We start from the raw sequence: 23,966 nt of genomic DNA, 5'->3' as shown, positions 1-23,966 counted from the left end.
CGTTGAGGCTCCCTCGGGCCGAGTCCGTGACGGCAGGGGAAGTTGGTTGTCATGGCGGAGAAGCGTCGCAAGTTCACGGCGGAGTTTCGTGAGGGGCCGGTACGCATCGTGACGGAGACCAGGAAGCCGGTCCCCGAGGTCGCGAAGGACCTGGGGGTCAATGAGACGACCCTGGGGAGCTGGGTCTCGCGGGCGAGCGGGCCGAGAGGTGCTGTCACGTTGACGGGTGCGTGGTCGTCTGAACGCGGACAGGAACCATTGCGTGGCTCCCGGTGAGCGGAACCCCTTCATCGCGCGTTCGCGCTGCCTGGTCGGCTGGTGGGATGCGCTGCTGGGACCAGCCGTCAAAGCTTCCCGACCCGACCGCGACGCTGGCGGCTCGGGAGGGCGGGCGGAACGCCTTTCCGCTTGCGGTAAGCCGGATCCCTCCACCGCCTTCGGCGGTCACGAAGCTGTTGAAGTACTTGAACAGCTCCTGCACCTCGCGCTTGCGGCTGCCGGCGACCTTGCGCATCGTCTTGGTGAACGACTGCGAACCGGTCGCGTGCAGGGCCGGCACCCCCTGCCGATACAACTCACCGAGCAGAGACAGCGCGATCACCCTCTTGCCGGTACCGGGGCCACCGGTGACGACCACGACCTCCTTGTGATCGGACGTCTTCGCGCGACGCACCGCGTTCAGCACCATGCGGTAGGCGACCTGCTGCTCGTCCAGCAGCACGAACTGCTCCCGCTCCTCCTGGGCCGCGACCGCCATCAACTGCTTGGACGGCACCGTCTTCCCCGCCGAAAGCTCGTCGGCGGCGCGGGCGCCCGGCTGCTGGTCGCTGAGTCGGGCCCGCAGGTAGTCGAGGAACTCGCCGCGCTGCTGGCCGGTGAAGAGCTGGCCCCGCTCGTTGTTCTCGACGGCTCGTAGGCCGCTCACGCCGAACTCGGTGACGTTGTGCAGGTAGGCCACACCGTGGACCCGCTCGGGATGCTCGGCCACCGCACCGTTGAGGTACTCGCAGTAGCGGCGTACCTGCTCGATGGGATTGAGGATCAGGGCCGATCGATGTGCAGCTCCTCGCACGGGAGTTACTGACCTCTACAGGGTCGGCCTCTGCTGTCTCGGCGCGGTCACACAGATGGGGCCAAGTTACCTCGGGGCTTCCGTGAGTTGCTGCCACCCCGGAGCGTAGTTGCCGTGCAGAACCAGGGAGGCGGCGCCCACAGCGCCGACTGTGTCTCCGATGAGGCTGGGTTCGATTCTGACGCGGCGGACGACGCGCGCGATGGACGCGCCGTTGACCGCGGCGTCGATCTCCTCGGACAGGATGGGTTCGATTCCCTTGACGGCTTCGCCGCCGAGGATAATGCGGCCGACGTCGAGCAGGTTGACGGCGCTGCGGGAGGCTTGGCCGATCCGCCGAGCGGCCTGGCGCACGGCGTCGGTGGCGGCCGGGTCGCCCTGTCGGACGGCTTGTCGGAGCCGTGTCCAGTCGCTGTGCAGGGACTCGGGGGTGGCGGTGAGTCCGAGACGGGACAGCGTTTGTTCTCCATGGCGTTGGGACAGGTCGGCGAGGATGGCGGCGGGGGAGCAGTAGGTCTCCAGGCAGCCTGTGCCGCCGCAGCTGCAGCTGCGACCTCCGGGTTCGACGACGATATGGCCGAATTCACCCGCATTGCCCGATTCGCCGTGCAGGATGGCGCTGTCCAGGCTGACGCCACCGCCGATGCCGGTGCCGATGTAGATGAACAGGAAGCTGCCGGAGCGTTCCGCGCCCCCAATCCAGCGCTCACCTATGGCGGCGGCGGTGGCGTCCTTGTCCATGGCGACCGGCATGCCTGTCGCCTCCCCGAACATTTTTGCGAGCGGGACCTGACCCCAGCCGGGGAAGTTGGGTGGATCTACGATGGCGCCCCGGGCGCCGTCAATCGGGCCGGGGGTGGCGATGCCGGTCCCGAGGACCCGGGCCGGATCCACTGCGGCTTCCCTGACCAGGTCTTTCACGGTACGTCCGACCTCTTCGACCAGGTCGGCTGGGTCGACCGGCCCCGTGAGCCGAACGTGACTGCTGCGCACCACTTGGCCGGCCAGATCCACCAGGGCGACCACGACGAAGTCCGGGTCGAGGTGCACGCCCACGGCGTAGGCGCCGCACGCGCGCATCGACAGCAGGGTCCTGCGCTTGCCGCCGTCGGAGTAAGAGTGGCCCGACTCTTCGACCAGACCCTCGTTGAGGAGCCGGCGGACGACGTTGGAGATGGTCTGGGCCGTCAGCCCCGTGAGCGGGACGAGTTCGACGCGGCTGATCGGCCCGCGCGAGCGGATCGCGTCCAGGACGACCGTCTGGTTGTACCCCCCGACCCGCGGCAGGTTCGTCCCCCCTGGAATCACTCGTCGTCTCCTCCGTCCGGGGTGACAGGTGCCGCTGGCCTGTCTGGTGTGGTTCGTGTGGCAAGTCTGGTCAGGGGCCGGTGCGGAACCGGTAAGCGGTACAGGCGGAAAGCAGGCCTTGATCGCCGGGCGGCCGCGGGTGCACGTCTTACATCAGGGCCAACCGGACCGTAGCTCATCGGGGCGGCGGCCGCCAGGTATCCACCCCGGCGCACCGCTCAGGGCTTGCATACAAGTATTCAATTCAACCCCAGGTGTTGACTCTATCAATCCATTGGATTTAGCTACCGACACCCGCCCGGCCCCGACGGCCTCCGGCGGCCGGGCGTGCGCCCGAGAGGCGCCCGCGCACGCGTTTCGACACTGTTCCCCACCCGCATCCCACCCCTCCGGAGGATTGCAGTGCGTTCTAGGCTTCTCACCGGCGCGGCCCTCGCCGCCGCCACCGCCCTGGCCATTACGGGTTGCAGTACCTCCTCAGGCAGCAATTCCAAGACGATCAAGGTCGTCTACAAGCAGAATCCGAACAACGGCAACAAGGTCCAGGCGAACTACCTGGCCCCGATGGTCAAGGCGTTCGAGAAGGCCAACCCGGGCACCCACGTCCAACTGGTGCCCGTCACGGCCTCCGACAGCGACTACTTCACCAAGATCGACCTGCTGATGAAGTCCCCGGCCACGGCGCCCGACCTGGTCTACGAGGACACCGCGGTCATCAATTCCGACATCGCTGCCGGCCTGCTCAAGCCGCTGGACTCCTACGTCTCCACGTGGTCGGACTGGGGGCAGTTCGAGGATGTCTCCAAGGGCTCGGTCAAGGGTTTCTCGGACGGCAAGACCTACGGGGTGCCGGACGGCACCGACACCCGCGGGATCTGGTACAACAAGCAGATCTTCGCCAAGGCCGGCATATCGGTTCCGTGGCAGCCCAAGACCTGGGACGACGTGCTGGCCGCCGCGAAGCAGGTCAAGGCCAAGGTCCCCGGCGTCGCCCCGCTGAACCTCTACAGCAGCGTCGCCAGCGGCGAGGCGTCCTCCATGCAGGGCATGGAGATGCTCCTGTACGGCACGCCCGCCGCCCGCGACTCCCAGTACGACTGGACCAAGAAGAAGTGGATGACGGGCAGTCAGGGCTTCAAGGACGCCCTCGACTTCGTCCACAGCGTCTACGGCGGAGGCCTCGGTCCCTCGCTCCAGCAGGCGCTCGGGGCCAACTTCAGCGACACCGTCGGTACGCAACTGCTGCCCCAGGGCAAGCTCGCGATGGACATCGACGGCTCATGGATGCCGAACAACTGGCTGCCGTCCGGCGGCGCGCCGTGGAAGGAGTGGAGCTCGGTGCTGGGTGTGGCGCCGATGCCGACCCAACACGGCCAGGGCAGCGGCAAGATCAGCATGTCGGGCGGCTTCGCCTGGTCCATTCCCGCCAAGGCCAAGAACCCCGACCTGGCCTTCAAGTTCCTCAAGTCCATCCAGACGGAGTCCGCCGCGGCCAAGTGGGACGTCGTGAACGCCCAGATCCCGGTGCGCAAGGACGTGGCCGCCGACCCGGCCTACATCAAGGGCCTGCCGAGCAACAAGTTCTTCACCGATCTGGTCCCCGACACCTTCTACCGGCCCAGCCTGCCCGCGTACAACCAGGTCTCCACCGCCACCCAGAAGGCCATGGAGGCCGTGGCCAGCGGACAGAGCTCGGTCGAGAAGGCCGCGTCCGCGTACGACAACGAGGTCGCGGCCGCCGTCGGTAGTGGCAGCACGGTCAAGGGCTCGTGATGAGTGCGGCAACACAGGCCCCCGGCCGTCGTCCCAGGACGTCGGCCGGGCAGGCCCCGGCCCTCGTGCGGAACATGCTGCGCGGGCTACCCGTACTTCCCTCGGCCGTCCTGCTGCTGGTCTTCATGGCGGGTCCCATCGCCTACTGCATCTACTACGCGTTCACGAACCTCCAGCTCACGGGCGCCTCCACCAGCCAGTTCGTAGCCTTCGACAACTTCAGCCGGGCCTTCGCGGATCCCGACTTCACCAACTCGGTCGTCCTGACCGTGGTGTTCACCGTCGGATCCGCCGTCATCGGGCAGAACACGCTTGGTCTGGCCCTGGCCGTCCTGATGGAGAAGGCCTCCAAGCCGGTCAAGGCGGTGACGAACACGGTCGTCATCGCCGCCTGGGTCCTGCCCGAGGTGGTCTCCGGCTACCTGATGTACGCGTTCTTCTACGACCAGGGCACCCTCGACGCCATCCTCTCGGGTCTGCACCTGCCGCAGCAGGACTGGCTCGTCAATCTGCCGATCCTGGCCGTGTGCCTCGCCAACGTCTGGCGGGGGACGGCGTTCTCGATGATGGTGTACACCGCCGCTCTCAACGACGTCCCGCGGGAGCTGGTCGAGGCCGCCGAGATGGACGGCGCGGGCCCATGGCAGCGGCTGCGGCTGATCACCCTGCCGGTCATCCGCCGCACCATCACGACCAACCTGATGCTGATCACGCTCCAGACCCTCTCGGTCTTCGGGCTGATCTACACCATGACCCGTGGCGGACCGGGCAACAAGAGCGAGACGTTGCCGATCTTCATGTACCGGCAGGCGTTCCAGAACAGCCTCATCGGCTACGGAACGGCCATCGCGCTCGTCCTGCTGGTCGTCGGTGCGCTGTTCTCCGCCATCTACGTCCGGATTCTCAAGCTGGAGGACTCCTGATGGCCCTGACCGACGCCCCCGGCACCCCCGGTGCCGCGTCCACGACGAAGGCGGCCGGCCGGGACACGATGCCCGTCAGGATCCTGCCCGCCTCCGGGCGCGCACGCCGCTCCCGCCTGGGCCGCATCGCCGCCAACACCGTCCTGCTCGCCGTCTCCCTGGTGTACGTCCTGCCGCTGCTGTGGATGGTGCTGGCATCGGTGAACGCCCACGCCACCTTCCAGCTCTCGCTGCCCTCGCCGTTCACGCTCTCCAACTTCGACGCGGTGCTGAACGTGGACACCACGTTCCGGCCCATGCTCAACAGCCTTCTGCTGTGCGGCGGGGGCACCCTGCTGTGCGTTGTGTGCTCGATCCTGGCCGCCTATCCGCTGTCGCGCTACCGGTCGCGGATGCGGCGGCCGTTCCTCTACACGATCCTGTTCTCCACCGGGTTGCCGATCACGGCGGTCATGATCCCCGTGTACAGCATGTTCGTGCAGGTGAACCTCATCGACTCGATCCCGGCCACCACGCTGTTCCTGGCGGCGTCGTCACTTCCGTTCGGCATCTGGCTGATGAAGAGCTTCATGGACGGGGTGCCGATCGTGCTGGAGGAGGCCGCCCGGATCGACGGGGCCAACACCATGCAGGTCCTGTGGCGCGTGGTCCTGCCGCTCATGTGGCCGGGCGTCACCGTGGTGACGATCTTCACCTTCATCGGGATGTGGGGCAACTTCTTCGTCCCCTTCGCACTGCTGCTGTCCCCCGAGAAGCTGCCGGCGTCGATCAGCGTCTTCACCTTCCTCAGTTCCCACTCCTCGAGCCAGTACGGGCAGTTGTCCGCCTTCTCGATCCTCTACTGCATTCCTGTCGTGATGCTCTACCTGCTGCTCGCCCGCAAGCTCGGCGGTGGATTCGCACTCGGCGGAGCCCTCAAGGGCTGATGAGCCGGATCGGGTTCGTTCTGTTCCCGGTCGGTGAGCACGACCAGAACGAGGGAGCCATCAGTCTTTGCCGCGAGGTGATCCAGGAGTAGTTCGTGCACGGCCAGCGGTGACGGCGCGGGGCGAACTCGCCGCGCGCCCGAGCGGCCGGATTCCCGCTGAGCAGCGCGTACAGCACCGCCATGAAGTGCGACTTACCAGATGAACGGAGCATGACCTTGCACGACGAGCGTGAAGTCACAGAGCGGCGCATCGACCGGGTGCTGAACCAGCGCATCCGGCCCGCCGTCCACGCCCGGTCCGTCCCGCTCGACGTCGGGGTGTGGGACGTACCCGGCGAACCCGTCCCGGTCGAAACCGGTTTGGGGGCGACCTACCGGCCCACGCGGATCGGTGAGCCGTGGGGACCCGCGTGGGCCACCCGATGGTTCAAGGTCAGCGGCACCGTTCCCGAGGAGTGGGCCGGACGAACCGTCGAGGCGATCCTGGACCTCGGCTTCGACACCATCTCGCCGGGAATGTCCGCCGAAGGGCTCATCTACCGGCCGGACGGCAGCGCGGTCAAGGCACTCAACCCTCGCAACACGCACGTGCCGATCGCCGCCCCCGCGGCCGGTGGCGAGACGGTCACGTACTTCATCGAGGCCGCCGCCAACCCGCTCATCCTGCCGCCCTGGGGCAACGAGTTCCTCCCCACGCGGGCCGGGGACCGGGCGGCCTGGCTCCTCGACGAGAACGCCCCGACCGGTGAACCCCAGTACGTGCTCAGCCGGATGGACCTCGTCGTCTTCGACGAGGAGGTGTGGGAGCTGGTGCAGGACATCGAGGTCCTGTCCCAGCTGATGCGTGAGCTGCCGCTGGAGTCCCCGCGGCGCTGGCAGATCCTCAAGGCCCTCGACCGCGCGATGGACGTCGTCGACCTGCAGGACATCAGCGGCAGCGCCACCGCCGCCCGCCGGGTTCTGGTCCCGGCTCTGGCCGCGCCCGCGCACGCCAGTGCGCACCGCGTCTCGGCGATCGGACACGCCCACATCGACACCGCGTGGCTGTGGCCCCTGCGCGAGACCGTCCGCAAGGTCGCCCGTACGGTCTCCAACGTCACGGCGCTGATGGACGATCATCCGGAATTCCGCTTCGTGATGTCCCAGGCCCAGCAACTGGCCTGGCTGAAGGAGTCCCGCCCCGAGGTGTATGCCCGAGCGGTGGAGAAGGCCAAGACGGGGCAGTTCCTGCCCACCGGCAGCCTGTGGGTGGAGCCCGACACCAACATCACCGGCGGTGAGTCGCTCGCCCGCCAGTTCGTGCACGCCAAGCGCTTCTACCTAGACGAGTTCGGCGTCGAGACCGAGGAGATGTGGCTGCCCGACACCTTCGGCTACAACGCGGCGCTGCCGCAGTTGATGAAGCTCGCGGGTGTCCGCTGGTTCCTCACCCAGAAGATCTCCTGGAACACCACCAACAAGTTCCCGCACCACACCTTCTGGTGGGAGGGCGTCGACGGCACGCGCATCTTCAGCCACTTCCCGTCCGTCGACACGTACAACAGCGAACTGTCCGGTGCGGAAATCGCCCACACCGTCCGCAACTTCCAGGACAAGGGTGCCGCGAACCGCTCCATGATCCCCTTCGGCTACGGGGACGGCGGTGGCGGCCCCACCCGGGAGATGCTGGCGCGTGCCGCCCGGCTCGCCGACCTGGAGGGCTCTGCCCGGATCGCGATCGAGAAGCCGGCCGACTTCTTCGCCCAGGCCCATGCCGAATACCCCGACGCGCCGGTGTGGGTCGGCGAGCTCTACCTGGAATTCCATCGAGGCACCCTGACGAGCCAGCTCGGCACCAAGCAGGGCAACCGGCGCAGTGAGCATCTGCTGCGCGAGGCAGAGCTGTGGGCCGCGACCGCCGCGGTGCGCAGTGGGGCACCGTACCCGTACGAGGCCCTGGACCGGCTGTGGAAGATCGTGCTGACGCACCAGTTCCACGACATCCTGCCGGGCTCCTCCATCGCCTGGGTCCACCAGGAGGCCGAGCAGACCTACGCCGAGGTCGCCGAAGAGCTGAACGGGCTGATCGACACGGCCCAGCGTGCCCTGGCCGGGCCCGCCTCCGACGACAGCGTGGTGGTGTTCAACGGCGCACCGCACGCCCGCGGCGGCATCGCCGCGTTCGCAGCCGCGCCCCGGGAGGCCGCCGCGGACACCGACGCGGTCGCTCCCTCGGCCGGCGAGGACGCCGGCTTCGTCCTGGACAACGGCCTGGTGCGCATCGCGATCGACGCCCGCGGCCTGGTGACCTCCGCCTACGACCTCGCCGCCGAGCGGGAGGCCCTCGCACCCGGGAGCGTCGCGAACCTGCTCCAGTTGCACCAGGACTTCCCCAATCAGTACGACGCCTGGGACATCGAAGCCTTCTACCGCAACTCGGTGCGCGACCTGACGGACGCGGACGAGGTGTACAGCACCGGCTCGGCCGTGCACGTCGTACGGACCTTCGGAGCCTCACGCATCGAGCAGCGGCTCAGCCTGCGCGCCGGTGCCCGCCGCCTGGACATCGACACGCGCATCGACTGGCACGAGACGGAGAAGCTGCTCAAGGCCGCCTTCCCGCTCGATGTGCGCGCCGACCACTCCAGCGCCGAGATCCCCTTCGGCCATATCCAGCGGCCCACGCACACCAACACCAGCTGGGACGCGGCCAAGTTCGAGATCTGCGCCCACCGTTTCCTGCACGTCGGCGAACGCGGCTGGGGAGCGGCCCTGGTCAACGATTCGACGTACGGCCATGACGTGACCCGCGACATGCGTGCCGACGGTGGTACCACCACCACCGTCCGGCTGTCGCTGGTGCGTGCGGCGCGCTTCCCCGACCCCGAGGCCGACCAGGGCAGCCACCGGCTGCGGTACGCGTTCGTCATCGGCTCGGACATCGCCGACGCGGTGCGCGAGGGCTACCACCTCAACCTGCCCGAGCGGACCCTCCCCGGCACCGCACAGGTCGCTCCGCTCGTCTCCGTGGACAACGAGGCGGTCGTGATCGAGGCGGTCAAGCTCGCCGACGACCTCTCGGGCGATGTCGTCGTCCGGCTCTACGAAGCCCACGGCGGTCGTGCCAGGGCACGGCTGGTCACCGGGTTCGAGCTGGAATCGGCCATTTCCACGGACCTGCTGGAACGCCCGCTGGACGAGCCCGGAGCCTACGAAGTCACAGGCGAGGGGATCCAGTTGGCGCTGCGTCCGTTCCAGATCGTCACCCTGCGGCTCACCGTACGTGGATCGCGGTGAAGCCCACCCTGGTGGCCGGGATCGACATCGGCGGCACCAAGATCGCGGCAGGGATCACCGACATGGCGGGCACCGTTCTCTTCGGCGCCCGCCGCCCCACCCCCGACGCCGACGACGCCGCCGTCGTGATGGATGCCCTGGGTGAGGTGATCGGTGAACTTGCCGCCCGCCCAGAGTGGGCGGCGGTCCGGGCCGTCGGCATCGGCAGCGCCGGACCGCTCGACGGGGCGCGGGGCACGGTGAGCCCCATCAACATTCCCGCCTGGCGTGACTTCCCGCTTGTTGAAGGAGTGCGGTCGCTGGTCGACGATCGTCCAGTCGGCCTCGTCGGTGACGGTGCGGCCATGGCCTCAGGCGAGCACTGGCGCGGTGCCGCCGCCGGGGCCCAGGACGCGGTCTGCCTCGTGGTCTCCACGGGCGTCGGCGGCGGCCTGATCCTCGGCGGCTCCCTGTGCGCCGGGCCCACCGGCAACGCCGGACACATGGGCCACATCATCGCCGAGCCTGACGGCGAGCAATGCCCCTGCGGAGCCAGGGGGTGTGTGGAGACGGCGGCCGCGGGGCCGGCGATCCTGGCGTGGGCGCTGCGTCACGGCTGGCGCCCCCATGATCCGGGGGCTACGACCACGGCGGCGGTTGCCGAAGCCGCACGCGCGGGTGACCCCATCGCCCTCGCGGCCTTCGACCGCGCCGCCAGAGCCGTTGCGGTCGCCGTCGGTGCCGTCGCCAACCTCACCGAGGCCCGGCTCGCCGTCATCGGCGGTGGTGTGGCCCACGCCGGTGACGTCCTGTTCCGCCCGCTCCGTTCGCACATCGACAGGGTCACGCGTCTCAGCTTCGTCCGCGGCGTCACCGTCCGCCCGGCAGCTCTGGGCGAGCAGGCCGGCATCATAGGCGCCGCAGCCCTGGCCCGCGATCTTTAGGGAGACCAGAGCTGCGCTCCCCCCAGGCGCCAAGGAGTGCAGGTTCGGCGACGAGGCGGGCGACACCGCGGGCGGAGAGTCGTCGCAGTCGGCTTCATCCTTACCGTTCCTACGGACTGAGCATGAGTTGCACGGGCTCAGTCGGACGCTCGGAACGGTGTTGGGCGTCCTGGTCTCCCGCGTTCGCGCCGCGTCTGGTCCCAGTGGATCGTGTCCGTGGTCCGGGTATGCGGGGGCGGGTTTCCTCACGCCCTGGGGTGCCGTGTGCGGCCTGGGCGGTCCGATGCTGCTGTCCATCGCTCTGGTGGGCAGGAGGCGGTGCCGTCCGTCGCCGGATGCGGTGCCCGAGGGCGCGCCTGCCGATCGCGATGCTCGCGGCATCGCGACGGGTGGTTTTCCTGGTCTTGCCGGTGGGGGTTTCTGCCAGTGCTGGGCGCCCCACTTGCTGGTGTAGGCCGGGTCGACGGCGATGATGGTGATGCCGAGTTCGGCCGCCATGCTGACGAGCCGGGCCCCTTGCCGAATCCTCGTCCGGGCAGGTCAGGCCGGATGGCGGTACTCGTGGAGAATGCCCGCACCGCATCGTTCTACCGCCTCGACGCCCTGCTGGAACTGATGGGCCCCGGCTGGGGCGACGCCCTCGGCACCGGTGCCTACCGCAAAGCCGCCCTCGCGGTGCTCCAGCACACCGGCGCCGACCCCCACGCCCTCCGCCGCCTGGGCCCCAAACGACTGGCGGCCCTGCTGATCCGCCACAGCCGCGGACAATGGCGCGAAGACCGCGCCGAGAAGATCATGGAAGCGGCCCGCGAAACCCTCCGGCTCTGGCCCGACGGCCTGCTCGACTACGCCGAGCTGGCCGAGGACATCGCCGCCGAGGCCGAACTCGCCGACCATCCGAACTCCGGGACACCGACGGCCGCGAGATCACCGAAGCCGAAGGCCGGACCATCTGTGTCACCCGATACAAGACCGACCGCGCCAAGACGATCATCCGCAGGCGCAGCCAACATCTCAAGGGCACTACGACGAGCCGACGCGATCAGGAGTCGCTCAGCGCTCCAGCCGCCAGCTCGTCTGCCAGCCACTCTACGAACGTCACTCGGAGAACACCACAACGGACTTGACGTCTGTTAGGAACTCATCAATGCCCGCCATATGACCTGTGCGCGCTGCAACACCACGAACCAGAACATGCTCCTGCACACTCACACACGCTCCTGCACATCCGAAAACGACCAGTTCCCCACCCCACCCCGGGCCGGAGATCGGCATTGACGCCGGGGTGAACGTCCCCCTCGCCTTCCTGAGGCTTGCTGAAGGGAGGAGAGCACTTCAAATGAGGGCGCTCTGCGGCTCTTCCGGGGCCTCGTCCGCCTGGACGGGCTTGTAGTAGCGGCCCTTGGTCCCCGCGGTGAATGCGACGTGCAGGATGGGGCCGAGCAGCATCGAGATGAACGACGCGTAGTACACCGGGTACACGCCGCCGATGCCCAGCGCGCCGACCACTACCGCCAGTCCGAGCGAGGCCAGACCGCAGGGGTTCCAGGATCGCACCTCGTGCGGCTCGAACTCGATGTTCTCCGACCGGCCGAGCTTCATCCAGCGGCGGCACACGAAGTAGTCGGCGAGGATGATCAGCACCCAGGTGTTGGTGAGGACACCCGTGATCGCCAGGAATGTCCCCAGGTGGTTGATGACGTTGAATGCGTAGAAGACCACGCCCAAAATCCACACCAGGTACGTCCAGTACTGGCGGCCAGGGCGGAAGTTGGCGGCGACGTCGAATCCGGACGAGAGCGCGATGGAGCCGCCGTACAGGTTCATGACGTTGATGCGGATCTGGGTGATGACAGCGAAGACGACACCCACACCGCCCATGAGGGACACGAACATGAAGCCCGGGTCCTGGGCGTTGGACTGCGCGTTCGGTCCGTGCAGTTCGGTCAGCAGCGTGATGCCGATGAAGGCGCCCAGGAAGATCACGGCGAACATCGGGATGAGCTCACCGAGCATGATGGTGGCGGTGCCGCGGTAGCGGATGTTGCGGGAGGCGAAACGCCCGTAGTCGGTCGCCATCAGGCCCTGGAAGATCATCTGGCCGTTGGCGAGGCTGAACGCGCTCCACATCGCCACGCTGCCCGTGGCGCCGGTGGCATGCCAGCCGTCCACGCTGACCGGGGTGTGCTCCGTGAACATCTTGTACAGGCCCCAGCCGAGCAGGATCAGGAACACCGGGAAGCCCCAGGACTGGAGGAACGACATGGCGTGCATGCCGCGTCGGACCACCAGCAGGGTGACCAGGCCCACCACGGCGAAGATGCCGATGCCGGCGATGGAGTTGATGTCGACCTTGAAATACTCCGCGATCGCGTGCGAGACGATCGTTCCTTCGAAGAGGAAGTAGAAGACGTAGTTGATGGCGTAGATGAACGAGGTGACTGCCGCGCCCCGACTGCCGAAACCGAGACCCCGGCTGAGCAGGTTCTGCGACAGGCCTTCCCGGCTTGCCATGCGCATGGTGAGCATGCCGATCAGCACGGAGCCGATGAAGAAGTACGCGATCGGGCCGAGCATCCCGGGCCATCCCACGAGGAATGCCTGCTGGGCACCGAAGGAGAAGAAGAACATCGCGGTGGCGTTGCCGAGAAGCACGAGGCTGATGGCGGGTATGGGCCACCGCAGATTTGCCGGGACGCGGTTGATTGCGAAGCTCTCGATCTGGTCGTCGATCGATGTCGCCGGTCCTCTGAATTTTGCCAGTACGCTCATGGTGCACCTTTCCTCGGGCATGGGTGACCGTAGGGGCATCCGGGGTGCCGTTCTGGTCCCACCTCACGTCCGTCTGGTCACGCTCCGGCTATGGCGACCGGCTTCCCGATGGGGCGGGGACCGTCCCACACGAGGTGGAGATTGCCGAGCGTGCGATAGACGTGAAGACTCATCTCGTTGTCGACCAGTTCGGCCGACGGGTGGTACTGCTGAATGGTGCCGACGAACCTGTTGAGAACGCCGTTCTCCTTCCAGGCCTCGTGGTCCACCGCGATGTGGGGTGGCAGGAAGTTGCGCCGCAGACAGCGCCGTGTGGCGCTCTCGATCACCTTTGAGTCGACACCGGGGAATTCCAGCTGAGCCACCCGGACCGCTTCGTCCGGGAAAGCATGGGCGTACTGGCAGGCTTTTTCCAGCGCGGTGATCACCGATTTGTGCTGTGCGGGCTTTTCCTGCACGGTGCCACGCCGGGTGGCAAGAGCCGACAGCAGATACGGGCCGAAATAGGTGGAGAAGTCGAAGACCTCGCGTAGGCCCTGCGACATGGCCACGTCCGCCTGCGGCGGAAAGGCGAGGCAGATGTCGGCCTGCCCCGCCAGGACGCGAGCCGGTTCGGTGCCGATCGGCACCTGGAGGCCGCGGTAGGAAGACTCGGGGCCCGCCTGGTAAAGGAACTGAAGGTAGCGCAGCAGGGCCCACTGCGAGTCGGGCTGGGGTTGGGTGGCGACGGTGCGCCCGGCGACGGTGCGCGTGCTGAAAACACGTGGGTCGTCGGTTGCCTCCACCTCCGAGTCCGCGGCCAGCGCCAGGATGGCCTGCCCGTTGCAGATGCTGCCGACCACGACCGCATCCCCGATCCCTTGTTCGAAAGCGCGGACGGTGAACACCGGATCGTGGACGGAATAGTCGGCGACTCCTGCCTCCACCGCGGACCAGGCCTCGGTGCCTCCGCCGGCGGTGGTGATCTCGACTCGCACGCCTTCGTCTGCGAAGAAACCGACGTCATGGGCGATGTACAGCGGCAGATACAGCAGCGAGTGGTACGCCTGGGCGATCCGTACCGCCGCTTGCGGCGTCTCCTCGGCCACGGGGGGCCCGGGAGGCGCGTCGGCGGGGGCGGGCTCGGTGCCGGCCAGCAGCGCCGTGATCGACGCCGAGGGCAGGCCCAGCATCAGTGACTCGCCGATGAACGCCCGCTGGGTCAGGTCACCGCGCTGGTAGCGCTCCACCAGCGCGTCGAGCGCGCGCCCGGTGGTGACCGGAAGCCTGCGGCGTCGGACCAGCCCGCGGGCCCGTTCCCTTATGTCGTCCTCGTTGAGCCCCGGGTCGGACCGGTCCCCGACCCGGTAGACCAGGTCCGCCTGCAAGCGGTCGAGGACCGCGACCGGGCGCAGCAGAATCGTTCCGTCACTCTGGAGGACGACCTCGATCACGTCACCCTCGTGCAGTTCGGCCGCACGGCGCACCGGCATGGGAAGAGTGACCTGCCCATTGCTGCGGATGTGAACGGTTTCCGGACGGTCCATGGCACCTTCAAGTGAAATTCTTGAGATCTCAGATCCGACACTCTGGCCGGTAGCATGCATACATCACATCGGCTTGTCAAGGCTTCTCCGGCCGTGACAGAACGCCTCTCAGCCGGACAGTTGCGCGACGAGGTGGTCGAGGACCTCCAGTGCCTGCTGCGCGCAGGACTCGGTGTAGTCGGCCAGGAAGTCCGCCATCGCCGTGTGATCGCTTTGCTCACGCAACACGAGCGCGTCCTTCTCCACCTGCGGGAGTTCGGCCGCCCACTGCCGTTCCAGGGCGTCGAACGCCCGCCGCACCACGGGCTGGTTCTCGTTGAAGCTCCACGCCTGCTCGCCGCCCTTGACCAGATCGAGCAGCCGACGGAAGCGCCACCAGTAGGACCCTTCGTCATACGTGTCCACCGACGCGTGCTCGGCAGGACACTCCCGGACGCCGGCCGTCCCCGCCGCAGAAAAGATTCCAGGTACCCTCCCGGCGTCCACGAACACCGGCACGTACACACCGGTGCACGGCGTCACCGGCGTCCACCACAGGTGAGCCAGCCCCTCCCCGCTCTTCGGCAGCACGAACACCGCCGAGCCGGCAGTGTTGCCCCAGGTGAAGTCCGACGGGTGGGAGTGCATGCACAGGCTCAGGAAGTCGGGCACCGCCGCGTTGAAGTACGGGCCGCCCAGGAAGGTGTCCTCGTAGTGGTCGCGCAGCACCCGCTGGGCCTGGCCGAGCCCCACCCCACCGGCACCCACCGCCTCGCCGAGCAGTTGGCGTGAGCGCTGGAGCCGGATGTGCGACAACTGCAGCGGCGTACCAGCGTCGACATAGGCGCGCGCGAAGTCGAACGATCGCCCCGGCGCTGACTCCCACCAGCCGGAGTCCACCGCGTGTTCCACCAGATCGCCGCTGGCGCGGTCCCACTGGGTGCGGATGGTCGGCTGGTTGGAGATGGCGTACGTCCCCGTGGTGACCTGTTTCGCCACCCAGCGGTGACCGCTGGTCTCCAGCACCCACGCTTCCTGGGCGTCAGCGATGAGGAAGGAGTTGTCATAGCCACCCGTGACCGGCGGCTGCCCCACGACACCGGAGCCCCACTGCCCGTAGCGCTCCACCAGCGAGCAGATGACGTCGAGCGCCTCCCGGGCCGTGCGGCCCCGCTCCAGACCCAGGCGCAGCAGCTCCATGCCGAGGATGCCGCCGTCCCGGTCGGCGCCGCCCTTGACCGCGGAAACCGTGGCGGCCCAGTCCCTGGTGAACAGGGCCTCATTGCCGATGGCCACACCCCATTCGTTCAGGCCCTCTTCGTGTCCCCAGCACCAGTAGGGCGAACCGCCCAGGTGCGCGTAGGACTCCTCGACGTCGTCAATCTCGACGTGGGCCAGCCGCAGGGTGGCACCCGCCTGCGCGGTGCGGCGCGACAGGAAGCGCAGGGGTTGTGTGTCGGACACAGGGCGGTCGCTGTTCTTGGCCAGCAGGACGTGCCCTCCGGGCACGCTGTCGGCCATGGCCACGAAGGTGTCGCAGCTCCATGGAAGCACGGTGATTTCTCCCACTTCGGCTAGATCTGGCCGTCGGCTCGTTGGCGGATTTGAGATCTCAGGATCACGCCAAGTGGCAAATTTGTCGACAGATGCTTCCGCGGCCTCCCTCCACAGCCCGCCCCGCCGCCGGAAATCGCGGGCTTTTGATCGAGAGTCGCCGAGCATTGCCCACGAGTACGAACATGGGCGTGACCTGCACGAACGACGTTTTCGGCGAGGACAAGGTCACGGGCGGAACGCCATACGGTCGGACGTTGTGCCTGCCAGAAATTATGTCCGTCCTGGTCAGACACCCCATGTGGTCAAGCGGCATGGGGGTGCGCATGGTGCGACCAAGCGGTCACTCGCGGTAGAGGGTTCGGGTCTTGAGGCATCCGTGGAGGATGCACGACGAGGCGGTTGCCGACCTAGCGGCAAGCGGCGTTGTATCAGGCCTCGCGCGCGGGTTGTTTGTCGTAGTAGCGGCGGGCGCCGGGCGAGGCCCGCAAGGCGGAGACGCCTGGGTCCGCGGGGCGGCGGCGAGCCGGTTGCTGCACACGAAGCGGGCCCGGACGGTGTGGCTCTTGCCGGAAGTTCGGGTGATGGGGCTCGCGCCGGCGTAATTCTTCCGGGCCTTGGCGGAAGCGTAGCGGGTAGGGTCGTCCCCGAACTCGGCGAGCCCCGGACGCCGGTGATCTCCGTGATGCCGGGCATCGAAAGGTAGTTCTCAGCGTCCGGGGGCGCGGGACGCGGGCGAGTGGTGGCCGGATGCCGGCGGAGGGGTCGCGATGGTTGACCCGGCGCCCCGCACAACGCATCGCCCTGGGCGGCATCCCCGCATCCTCGTGGCTTTCCGCCGCTGCCAGGGTTTGCTGCTGTCCCCGTGTGGAAGATCAGAACCCTTGCTTGTTCCGATAAGTGGGGGAGGGCGCAGGTGATGCGTTGGGTGCGCGCAGCGGGAGCAGGGTCGGCGTCCACTGTCCCCGGGCGGCCAGGTCTGCCTCCTGGCGGCTTGCCGGGGTGCGGGCAAGTGCCAGCACGGCCAGGTCGTCTTGGCGTTCGCCGTCGGTCCACTGCGAGACACTTCGGACGAGAGCGTCGACGATGTCCTTGGGGTGCGCGCCGGTGCGTCGGGTCAGCGTTGCTGTGGGGTCGTAGAAGGTCCCGTGCCGGTTGCGGGCCTCGAGTACGCCGTCGGTGAGCATCAGGACGGTGGCGTCAGGAGGCAGAGGGAAGATGTCCGGGGTGCTGTCCTGAGCGGCCTCGGGCAGGCCGGTGCCGAGCGGCGGATCGGGTGTTGTCGGCTCCAACTGCGTGACCTTTCCCGGGTGCAGAAGGTATGGCGCGGGGTGACCCATGGAGAGCACCGTGACGGTGTCACCGCTGGCCGGGATTTCGGCAAGCAAGGCCGTGGTGTAGTACTCGGCGCTTTGTTCGTCGGCGTGGCAGTCTCGCTCGAGTGCGTGATCCAGACGTTGCGCTAGCACTCCAAGGTCGGGAGCGGACTCTGCGGCCTCGCGGAAGGCGCCCAGGACGGCGGAGACGGCGGGTACGGCGCGCAGGCCTTTACCGACAACGTCGCCCACGATGGCGCGCAGCCCGAAGGGTGTCTCCTGGACCGCGTAAAGGTCACCGCCGATTCTGGCTTCCGTCTGAGCGGGCTCATATCGGGCGGCGACGCTGAAGGATCCGACGCGGTCGGGTGGTGAGGGCAAGACGGCGCGCTGTGCCGCTTCCGCGATGTCGCGGGCCACAGTCAGGCGGCCGCGCTGCCGAGACAGCAGGTGGCCGACCCACAGGCCGATGAGGCCGATCAGCCCGACCACACCCAAGTCCACCAGAGTCGCGGGCAGGGGACGACCGATCCACAGATCGACGGCAACACCGGCGAGGCATGCCGCAGCAGCGACACCGATGCATGTGCGGATACGCATGACGACGCACCCCACAAGGGGGGCCGCGGCCAGCAAGGGCAAACCCATATACGGCTCGGGAGCGAAGAGATCTGCCGCCATGCCGCCGAGGATCAAGAACGCGGGAAGCAGACGGGCAATTTTGATAGCGGTGGGATCCACGTTGGCGGCGGGAGCGGGGGGCATGAGGCGTCACTTCCTCTGGTGGGCGGACGACAGGGAGGCAGGTAGGCAGAATGGCTGGTGCCTTCAGGACGCGCAGCCTGCCGGTGGGCATGGTGCCCTCGGCACCGCTGCGTGGGTGTTGCCCAGGCTTCCGAGTGACGTGACGTGAGGGGAGTGCTCGCCTGGGCGAACGAATCGGTCGCTGAGCGGTTCGGTAAGGAAAGCGGTCCGCTCGGTTCGCCTCTGCTATGCCTCTGATCTGCTGGTCACTGTCTAAGTCACAGTGCCTGCTGCCTGTTTCATATGTGTTTCTTCCTTATCAACATAATTATGCTGATTTTTCAAGTTTAGCGGGGTTTGCATCTCGGGTTGGTCGGACCCGCACATCGCCTCGGGCAAGGCGCCGGTATGAAGAGCTTTGGCGTGTGTTGGGTGACCGATATGTTGTCTATGGGATGCGGCGGATGGCAGGAGGGCTACGTCGTCGAGATGGTCGACGTCGTGACAGGCTCACCAGTTGGATTAGCGAACTGTAGTGAACCTGTGGCAGAGTGCTACGCGCACGCCCGGCGCCCAGGCGACGTGGGCACCCTCCTCGGTCGGGTCTTGCGGCTTGGTCGACCAGCGTCCGCAGGGACATGCCACGCGGGCTGGCGGCTCCTGTCGTTCAGTACCAGGGCACGAAGGCGATTGGCTCCCAAGGCTGACCAACGCTCAGGCTCGCTAAGCCAATCAGAGACGCTTCGAGCGCGCGTCTGCCGTGGATTCGATGCTTGCCCTCTCTTGTGTGCCTTGAGCGGTCAGTGCTCCGGCTCGTGCCAGGCCGGTGTCGAGCGGCAGGGTGGGGCCTTCGACCAGTCCATCGGTGACCATGACGAGGGTGGTGCCTTCGGCGAGGGGAAAGGTTTCCTGGGGGTAGGCGGCGGCGGGGAGGACACCCAGGTTGGGGCCGACCGGCAGTTCCCGGATGCCGTGGGTGCCGCTACGCCGAGCTCACAGGAGAGGGACGTGGCCGGCGGTTGCGCCGGTGACGGTGGCGTTGTGCGGATCGAAGCGCAAGATGGTGCAGCTGGCGACGGATGCAGCGGCCATGGCCGCGAAGAGCTCGTTGGTCAGGGTCAGGACACCATTCCTGACTTTGTTCAATCGATCCCAGACGCGCGGTTCGCGGCCGTAGCGTCGAGGGTGCCGGTTGGCACGGGCTCGACCTGTTCCTTGCCGCCCACGGGCTGGCTCGTCCTTAGCGTGCCGCCGCCGGCCGGCACCCACGCGGTGTGGCTCGACAGAGGCATGAACATCATGGTGACGCTGTGACTTCAAGTCAGGATGCCCGCCGCATTCCCTTCCCTGTCTCAGCGAGTGCGAGGTCAGCCTGTGATTCTGATCGGCGTCGACCCCCACAAGGCGTCCCACCCCGCCGTGGCCGTCAACGCCGGCGCCTTCCGCCAGCTGATGCGCTGGTGCGTGGCCCGAACGCCGCTTCGCCGTCGAAGGCGCCCGCGGCCTGGGTCGCACCCTGGCCCAGCAACTGGCCGCGGCGGGCGAGAACGTGGTCGACGTGCCGTCCATGCTGTCCGCCCGGGCCCGACGTCCGGGCGGGGCTTCGAGCCCGCACGGGGTCGCGCGTCCGCGGGGGGACGGATGTTCATGCACGCGATGCCGTGTTGAACGGCCATCTCGCGAGTGGGTCACGCAGGCTGTCGGTGGCGGCCGCGACGCTGTCCGCCATGGATGAGCTGGAGTTCATGCACGGCCGTGTCGACGGGGCCGACCACGACGATGCCGGACCGCGGCAGGGGCGCACCTACGTGGAGCTGGTGGCCGGCCCGCTGGATGGTCTGCTCCTGGACGTCACGGACTGGCCCGACCACGCTCGAGCCGAAGACGTCGCCCTTCATACGGAGATAGGCCAGTACGGGTCGGGCGGCCACGCCCTGTACTCCCCGAGACCGGTGGACCGGCGCCGGTTCGACTGGTGCGGAGACACCCCCTGACCGTCACCGTGGCCGGCCCGACCACAGGCCTGGCCGTGCATGGTCAGCGCCCTGAGTCACGGAGGGCACCCGTGGCCGCGATGCGTCATGGGTGACCGGCTATCAGCTGGACGACCTCAAGGAGAAGCTGGCGACGCCGGGGGCTAGCTGCTTCTCGTACGGTGTGCCTGAAGGCGGAGTGCGGCCGTTGGTGCGGCCTCGTCGTCACCGCCGCCGCGCTGATCCTCAGCGTGGTCATGCCGATCCTGCTGCTCGTCCCGATCAACAGTGCCGGGCCAAGACGTGGACCGCCGACGGCCTGCCCGCCGACTGGAAGCAGCAGATGAACGGCTGGTACCGCTTCCACTACGTCGGCGTCTCCGTCATCATCGCCGCCTTCGCCCTGATGGTCGCCGCCCTCGCCTGAGCCCGTGGGCCGAGACCGCGCAGGTGGCGCCCTCGTGCAGTCACTGCTCGACACTCACCGCTCCAGAAAAGCGCCCTACGTGGACTCGGTAGCGCTGCTCTTTGAAGCTGGTGCCATCTATAGACCTCGCAGGTTGGCGAGGAGGGTGCGGCGTGGATGCTCGTCTACAGCCAGATGCACTCATCGATCACGATCTGGGGGTCGGCTGTGCGGGGGGTGAAGACGTATCGCAGCCATCCCCTGCCATGATCGAAGTAGATGATGTGGGCTCCGCCGGGGCGGGTGGACTGGACGGGTTCGACGCTCATTCCGGCGGGCAGGTCCGCGGCTTTGTCGATGCCCCGGAAGTAGGGGTCCTTCGCGGTGACGAGTTCGGCGCGGGCCGCGTCGACCAGGGAGCGGGTCTGTAGGGGCAGGGCGTTCCTGTTGTCTTCGGCTTCTTTCGTCCAGTCGGCCTGCCACGGAGGGCCCATGAACTCGGCTGTCACTGGCCGGGTTCCGCCTTGCTCGCCTCGCGGCGCAGGCGTCCGGCCTCTTCAACAAGGCCCTTGGCGTGGGCGTTGTCGGTGGCGTGCGCGGCCTCGTCCTCCAGGCGGTGAACCTTGGCCTGCAGCTGAGGATCCCTGGCGAGCGCGAATTCGGCCCACCACCGGGCCATGAAGGCGGGGAGGGGTGCCAGGTCGTAGGTGTCGGCGATCTTCTCGCGCCAATTGCGGTCGAAGTCCGGCAGGAGCTTGGGCGTGTGCTCTGCGATGGCAGCGCGCAGCGCTTTGGGGGTGCGTTCGGGCATGGGAGGGATGGGTCCCCGCATGCCGACTGTGGCGGCTGTCATTGGTTGAGTCCTTTCATGACGACAGCGGGTCAGGCGGCTACGGGTACGGACGTGGGGCCCGTGGCCCCGTGGGGTGTGCCGGAGGCAGCAGCGAGCGCCTCGCGCTGTGCCGTCGTGACCATGCGGGCGTAGGGGTGGATGTCGCCGCGGGCGTAGGCGTGGAGCAGGATCTCGCAGAGCGCGGACATGGAGCGGACGTTGTCCTTTGTGCGTTGCCTGTCGGCGCCGTTCCATACCGCGTGGGACGCGAAGACGCTGCGTCCGCGCCGGTTCCCTGCGTGCCCATCGGTGGTGGTGTGGGGCAGAGGGAGGGTTCCTGCGGCGTACTCGGTGAGGGCGCGGCTCATGATCCAGATGAGAGGCAGGCCCTCGGACTTGGCGCGGGCTCCGGCGGCGTCCCATACGCCTTTGGCGATGTTGGGGGCGCGCTCACTCTCGCCTACTGCAGGCATGTGTGGCTCCCGTTGTCGCGGTTGCAGTTCTACCTATTGAAACGGTACTACGGATCGGATCGGTATGCCATCGAGGCACCTCCGTTCGTTGATCTTGCGGGGGTATCCCCGGCTTCAGCCGGGGAGGGAAACTCGTGCGGCCGCCGACGATCTCCAGCATGTTCGTGGTGGCCGTGCGACGTTAGGGCACGAGGGGCGCGCTAGCCTCGCGGAGGAGAGTGGAGGAGGCGCTCATGCGGGTGGTTGTCGTTGGCGCGGGATTCGGCGGGATCGCGGCGGCGATAGAACTCGGGCGGTACGGGTTCGATGATCTGGAGATACTGGAGGCCGCGCCCGAACCGGGCGGCACCTGGTACTTCAACCGTTACCCGGGCGCGGCCTGCGATGTGCCTAGCCATCTGTACTCCTACTCCTACGCCCAGCGCTCGGAGTGGTCCCGAGTCTGCTCCCCGGGCGACGAGATCCTGGAGTATATGCGCGCGGTAGTCGCGGAGTTCGGCGTCGAGCGGCTGATCACCCCGGGCACCAGGGTTACCGCCTGCCGCTGGGAGGAGCGCTCCCGCACCTGGAAGGTCTCCGTCGAGGACACTGACGGATGTCCCGGCGCCACCCGCACCGCCGACGCCGTGGTGATGGCCACCGGGCAGCTCCACCAGCCGGCCCTGCCCAGGATCCCCGACCTGGACTGCTTCTCCGGCCACAGCTTCCACTCCGCACGCTGGGACCATGGCTACGACCTGCGCGGAAAGCGGGTCGCGGTGATCGGCACGGGGGCCAGCGCGACCCAGTTCGTCCCCGAGATCGCCGACCAAGTTGCGGGCCTGACGGTCTTTCAACGCACACCGAACTGGTATCTGCCGCGGATCAACCGCTCCTATGCGCGCCCGGTGCACGAGCTCTTCCGACGTGTCCCCGTGACGCGGAGCCTGTGGCGCAGCCTGATCGCCTGCTACGCAGGGTCATTGACGGTCGCCATCCGCCACCCGCGCACTGCGGGCCGACTCGGCGGGGCGCTCTCCGCCGCATTCATGCGCAGGCAGCTGCGCGATCCCGAGGTGCGCCGCAGTGCTCTGCCGGACTACCAGTTCGGCTGCAAGCGCGTCCTGTTCAGCTCCACATTCCTGCCCACCCTGCAGCGCGAGAACGTGGAGCTGGTGACCGAGTCGATCGTCCGGATGCGGCCGGAAGGCCCCCAGACCGCGGACGGCCGGGTGCACCCGGTGGACTGCGTCATCTACGGCACTGGCTTCCGCACCAACGACTTCGTGTTGCCAACGGAGGTCACCGGCACCAGCGGTCGCACGCTCAGCGAGGCCTGGTCCGGCGGCCCGCACGCCCATCTGGGCATCACAGTCCCCAGGTTCCCCAACCTCTTCCTGATGTACGGGCCCAACACCAACACTTCCGGGGGCTCGATCATCTTCTATTTGGAGGCCCAGGCCGGCTATCTGCGCCAGGCACTCCAGTGGGTCCAGCACAACGGCGCGGCCGCGATCGAGGTGCGTCCGGAGGTCGAGGCCGCCGGGGACCGCGCATTGCAGGCCCGATTCGCGGGGACAGCGTGGACCCGCTGCGACTCCTGGTACCGCGACGGCACAGGCCGAATAGTCGCCAACTGGCCCGGCTATATGCGGGAGTACAGGAAGCGCACCCAGGTGCTGGACCCTGAGGAGTACAGGCTCATCAGCTCGGATTGAGCCTCGATCCACCGAGTTGATGTGGGGGCTTCGCGATTCGCGCCGCTCCACCAGCGAGCAGATGACGTCGAGCGCCTCCCGGGCCGTGCGGCCCCGCTCCAGACCCAGGCGCAGCAGCTCCATGCCGAGGATGCCGCCGTCCCGGTCGGCGCCGCCCTTGACCGCGGAGACCGTGGCCCTGCTTCGCCGCAGAGGACGGCGTGCGGATGCTTCGTCCGAAGGCAGCCCAGGTCATTGCGGCCGCGGGCGAGGCGATGTGCATGCCCGAGATGCATCGGCCCATCGTCGCCCGTCTGTTGGCCGGCGAGCTTCCGCCGGTTCGTTCGTGAGCACGCTCGGCGCCGCCGGTGCTCGAACACCTGCAGCGATCGCGTGCGCGCCTCCGGCACCAGCGCCGCCTCGAGGGCCAGCGACACTCGAGGCGGCGATTCCTGGGGGAGGCTAGACCGTGGGATGGCGGTTGAGTGCCCCGCTGGCCTGGCGGTTACCGG

The 23,966-nt window shown here is 67.9% G+C and carries 18 protein-coding genes and 5 pseudogenes; 9 read left to right on the top strand and 14 right to left on the bottom strand.

Annotation, left to right across the window (positions count from 1 at the left end):
• Positions 1-51: 51 nt before the first annotated feature.
• Positions 52-276, top strand: coding sequence for a transposase (locus ABZ904_RS38400; protein WP_361001997.1), 225 nt, complete (start codon positions 52-54; stop codon positions 274-276).
• On the opposite strand, the pseudogene ABZ904_RS38395 reads toward ABZ904_RS38400, so the two are convergent.
• The 3 genes and pseudogenes from ABZ904_RS38395 to ABZ904_RS38385 form a co-directional block, all read right to left on the bottom strand.
• Positions 241-324: pseudogene (locus tag ABZ904_RS38395) on the bottom strand (IS6 family transposase); the annotation flags it as partial. The gene ABZ904_RS38400 and the pseudogene ABZ904_RS38395 sit on opposite strands and share 36 nt — an antisense overlap.
• Positions 325-436: 112 nt before the next feature.
• Positions 437-1,042, bottom strand: a pseudogene (locus tag ABZ904_RS38390) (DNA/RNA helicase domain-containing protein); the annotation flags it as partial.
• Positions 1,043-1,138: 96 nt separating this feature from the next.
• Positions 1,139-2,380: an ROK family transcriptional regulator gene (locus ABZ904_RS38385; RefSeq protein WP_361828764.1), complete on the bottom strand. Its 1,242-nt coding sequence runs from the start codon at positions 2,378-2,380 to the stop codon at positions 1,139-1,141.
• A gap of 402 nt (positions 2,381-2,782) precedes the next feature.
• Here ABZ904_RS38385 and ABZ904_RS38380 point away from each other — a divergent pair, with 402 nt between their 5' ends.
• The 5 genes from ABZ904_RS38380 (at position 2,783) to ABZ904_RS38360 (ending at position 10,203) form a co-directional block, all read left to right on the top strand.
• Complete coding sequence (locus tag ABZ904_RS38380; protein WP_359406887.1) at positions 2,783-4,153, top strand: extracellular solute-binding protein; 1,371 nt, start codon at positions 2,783-2,785, stop codon at positions 4,151-4,153.
• A gap of 74 nt (positions 4,154-4,227) precedes the next feature.
• A complete protein-coding gene (locus tag ABZ904_RS38375) occupies positions 4,228-5,076 on the top strand; it encodes a sugar ABC transporter permease (RefSeq protein WP_359406941.1) in 849 nt (282 codons plus the stop codon).
• A 68-nt stretch (positions 5,077-5,144) separates the two neighbouring features.
• Entirely contained in the window at positions 5,145-6,002 is an 858-nt protein-coding gene (locus ABZ904_RS38370) for a carbohydrate ABC transporter permease (protein ID WP_361828771.1), read from the top strand.
• Between the two features lie 218 nt (positions 6,003-6,220).
• Positions 6,221-9,280 (top strand): glycoside hydrolase family 38 C-terminal domain-containing protein, encoded by a 3,060-nt coding sequence (locus ABZ904_RS38365; protein WP_361002035.1) that lies wholly within the window; start codon positions 6,221-6,223, stop codon positions 9,278-9,280.
• Positions 9,277-10,203 carry an ROK family protein gene (locus ABZ904_RS38360; RefSeq protein WP_361828762.1) on the top strand — a complete coding sequence of 309 codons (927 nt, stop codon included), beginning with the start codon at positions 9,277-9,279 and terminating at the stop codon, positions 10,201-10,203. The genes ABZ904_RS38365 and ABZ904_RS38360 overlap by 4 nt, the downstream gene beginning before the upstream one ends.
• A gap of 109 nt (positions 10,204-10,312) precedes the next feature.
• On the opposite strand, the pseudogene ABZ904_RS38355 reads toward ABZ904_RS38360, so the two are convergent.
• The 8 genes and pseudogenes from ABZ904_RS38355 to ABZ904_RS38320 form a co-directional block, all read right to left on the bottom strand.
• Positions 10,313-10,716: pseudogene (locus ABZ904_RS38355) on the bottom strand (hypothetical protein); the annotation flags it as partial.
• Positions 10,717-10,743: 27 nt separating this feature from the next.
• The gene (locus ABZ904_RS38350) at positions 10,744-11,100 is read right to left on the bottom strand and encodes a hypothetical protein (protein ID WP_361828760.1); all 357 of its coding nucleotides are present in this window, start codon (positions 11,098-11,100) and stop codon (positions 10,744-10,746) included.
• A gap of 438 nt (positions 11,101-11,538) precedes the next feature.
• Positions 11,539-12,975 (bottom strand): hypothetical protein, encoded by a 1,437-nt coding sequence (locus ABZ904_RS38345; RefSeq protein WP_359411363.1) that lies wholly within the window; start codon positions 12,973-12,975, stop codon positions 11,539-11,541.
• Positions 12,976-13,052: 77 nt separating this feature from the next.
• Complete coding sequence (locus ABZ904_RS38340) at positions 13,053-14,501, bottom strand: ABC transporter substrate-binding protein (RefSeq protein ID WP_361828758.1); 1,449 nt, start codon at positions 14,499-14,501, stop codon at positions 13,053-13,055.
• Between the two features lie 108 nt (positions 14,502-14,609).
• Positions 14,610-16,001, bottom strand: coding sequence for a C69 family dipeptidase (locus ABZ904_RS38335; protein ID WP_361828756.1), 1,392 nt, complete (start codon positions 15,999-16,001; stop codon positions 14,610-14,612).
• Between the two features lie 376 nt (positions 16,002-16,377).
• Positions 16,378-16,638, bottom strand: a pseudogene (locus ABZ904_RS38330) (IS110 family transposase); the annotation flags it as partial.
• Between the two features lie 271 nt (positions 16,639-16,909).
• Positions 16,910-17,950 (bottom strand): PP2C family protein-serine/threonine phosphatase, encoded by a 1,041-nt coding sequence (locus tag ABZ904_RS38325; protein WP_361828754.1) that lies wholly within the window; start codon positions 17,948-17,950, stop codon positions 16,910-16,912.
• Between the two features lie 876 nt (positions 17,951-18,826).
• On the bottom strand, positions 18,827-19,036 hold the full coding sequence (locus ABZ904_RS38320) for a SpoIIE family protein phosphatase (protein WP_361828769.1): 210 nt from the start codon (positions 19,034-19,036) through the stop codon (positions 18,827-18,829).
• A 785-nt stretch (positions 19,037-19,821) separates the two neighbouring features.
• On the opposite strand from ABZ904_RS38320, the gene ABZ904_RS38315 reads away from it, so the two are divergent.
• Together ABZ904_RS38315 and ABZ904_RS38310 are read left to right on the top strand one after the other, a co-directional pair.
• Positions 19,822-20,088, top strand: coding sequence for a hypothetical protein (locus ABZ904_RS38315; protein WP_361828752.1), 267 nt, complete (start codon positions 19,822-19,824; stop codon positions 20,086-20,088).
• Positions 20,089-20,282: 194 nt separating this feature from the next.
• Positions 20,283-20,494 (top strand): annotated as a pseudogene (locus tag ABZ904_RS38310) (anthrone oxygenase family protein); the annotation flags it as partial.
• Between the two features lie 164 nt (positions 20,495-20,658).
• On the opposite strand, the gene ABZ904_RS38305 reads toward ABZ904_RS38310, so the two are convergent.
• From ABZ904_RS38305 to ABZ904_RS38295, 3 genes are read right to left on the bottom strand one after another with little or no spacing between them, the layout of a single operon-like run.
• Positions 20,659-20,982 carry a hypothetical protein gene (locus tag ABZ904_RS38305; protein ID WP_361002018.1) on the bottom strand — a complete coding sequence of 108 codons (324 nt, stop codon included), beginning with the start codon at positions 20,980-20,982 and terminating at the stop codon, positions 20,659-20,661.
• On the bottom strand, positions 20,979-21,326 hold the full coding sequence (locus ABZ904_RS38300; protein WP_361002021.1) for a DUF6247 family protein: 348 nt from the start codon (positions 21,324-21,326) through the stop codon (positions 20,979-20,981). Before ABZ904_RS38300 ends, ABZ904_RS38305 begins: the two co-directional genes overlap by 4 nt.
• A 29-nt stretch (positions 21,327-21,355) precedes the next feature.
• Complete coding sequence (locus tag ABZ904_RS38295) at positions 21,356-21,778, bottom strand: hypothetical protein (protein WP_361002023.1); 423 nt, start codon at positions 21,776-21,778, stop codon at positions 21,356-21,358.
• Positions 21,779-22,011: 233 nt separating this feature from the next.
• Here ABZ904_RS38295 and ABZ904_RS38290 point away from each other — a divergent pair, with 233 nt between their 5' ends.
• Complete coding sequence (locus tag ABZ904_RS38290; protein ID WP_361002026.1) at positions 22,012-23,475, top strand: NAD(P)/FAD-dependent oxidoreductase; 1,464 nt, start codon at positions 22,012-22,014, stop codon at positions 23,473-23,475.
• The last annotated feature ends 491 nt before the right edge of the window (positions 23,476-23,966 follow it).

The organism is Streptomyces sp. NPDC046900 (assembly GCF_040644975.1).
Classification (GTDB): domain Bacteria; phylum Actinomycetota; class Actinomycetes; order Streptomycetales; family Streptomycetaceae; genus Streptomyces.
Note: the sequence above shows the minus strand (reverse complement) of the source record. Positions and strands in the feature narration are given on the sequence as shown.

Bases quoted from the DNA above. Each gene is read 5' to 3' on its own strand.
- ABZ904_RS38400 (WP_361001997.1), top strand. From the start codon at position 52: ATGGCGGAGAAGCGTCGCAAGTTCACGGCGGAGTTTCGTGAGGGGCCG.
- ABZ904_RS38375 (WP_359406941.1), top strand. From the start codon at position 4,228: ATGCTGCGCGGGCTACCCGTACTTCCCTCGGCCGTCCTGCTGCTGGTC.
- ABZ904_RS38370 (WP_361828771.1), top strand. From the start codon at position 5,145: ATGCCCGTCAGGATCCTGCCCGCCTCCGGGCGCGCACGCCGCTCCCGC.
- ABZ904_RS38350 (WP_361828760.1), bottom strand. From the start codon at position 11,100: ATGGTCGGCGAGTTCGGCCTCGGCGGCGATGTCCTCGGCCAGCTCGGC.
- ABZ904_RS38345 (WP_359411363.1), bottom strand. From the start codon at position 12,975: ATGAGCGTACTGGCAAAATTCAGAGGACCGGCGACATCGATCGACGAC.
- ABZ904_RS38340 (WP_361828758.1), bottom strand. From the start codon at position 14,501: ATGGACCGTCCGGAAACCGTTCACATCCGCAGCAATGGGCAGGTCACT.
- ABZ904_RS38335 (WP_361828756.1), bottom strand. From the start codon at position 16,001: ATGGCCGACAGCGTGCCCGGAGGGCACGTCCTGCTGGCCAAGAACAGC.
- ABZ904_RS38325 (WP_361828754.1), bottom strand. From the start codon at position 17,950: ATGCGTATCCGCACATGCATCGGTGTCGCTGCTGCGGCATGCCTCGCC.
- ABZ904_RS38315 (WP_361828752.1), top strand. From the start codon at position 19,822: ATGGATGAGCTGGAGTTCATGCACGGCCGTGTCGACGGGGCCGACCAC.
- ABZ904_RS38300 (WP_361002021.1), bottom strand. From the start codon at position 21,326: ATGACAGCCGCCACAGTCGGCATGCGGGGACCCATCCCTCCCATGCCC.
- ABZ904_RS38295 (WP_361002023.1), bottom strand. From the start codon at position 21,778: ATGCCTGCAGTAGGCGAGAGTGAGCGCGCCCCCAACATCGCCAAAGGC.
- ABZ904_RS38290 (WP_361002026.1), top strand. From the start codon at position 22,012: ATGCGGGTGGTTGTCGTTGGCGCGGGATTCGGCGGGATCGCGGCGGCG.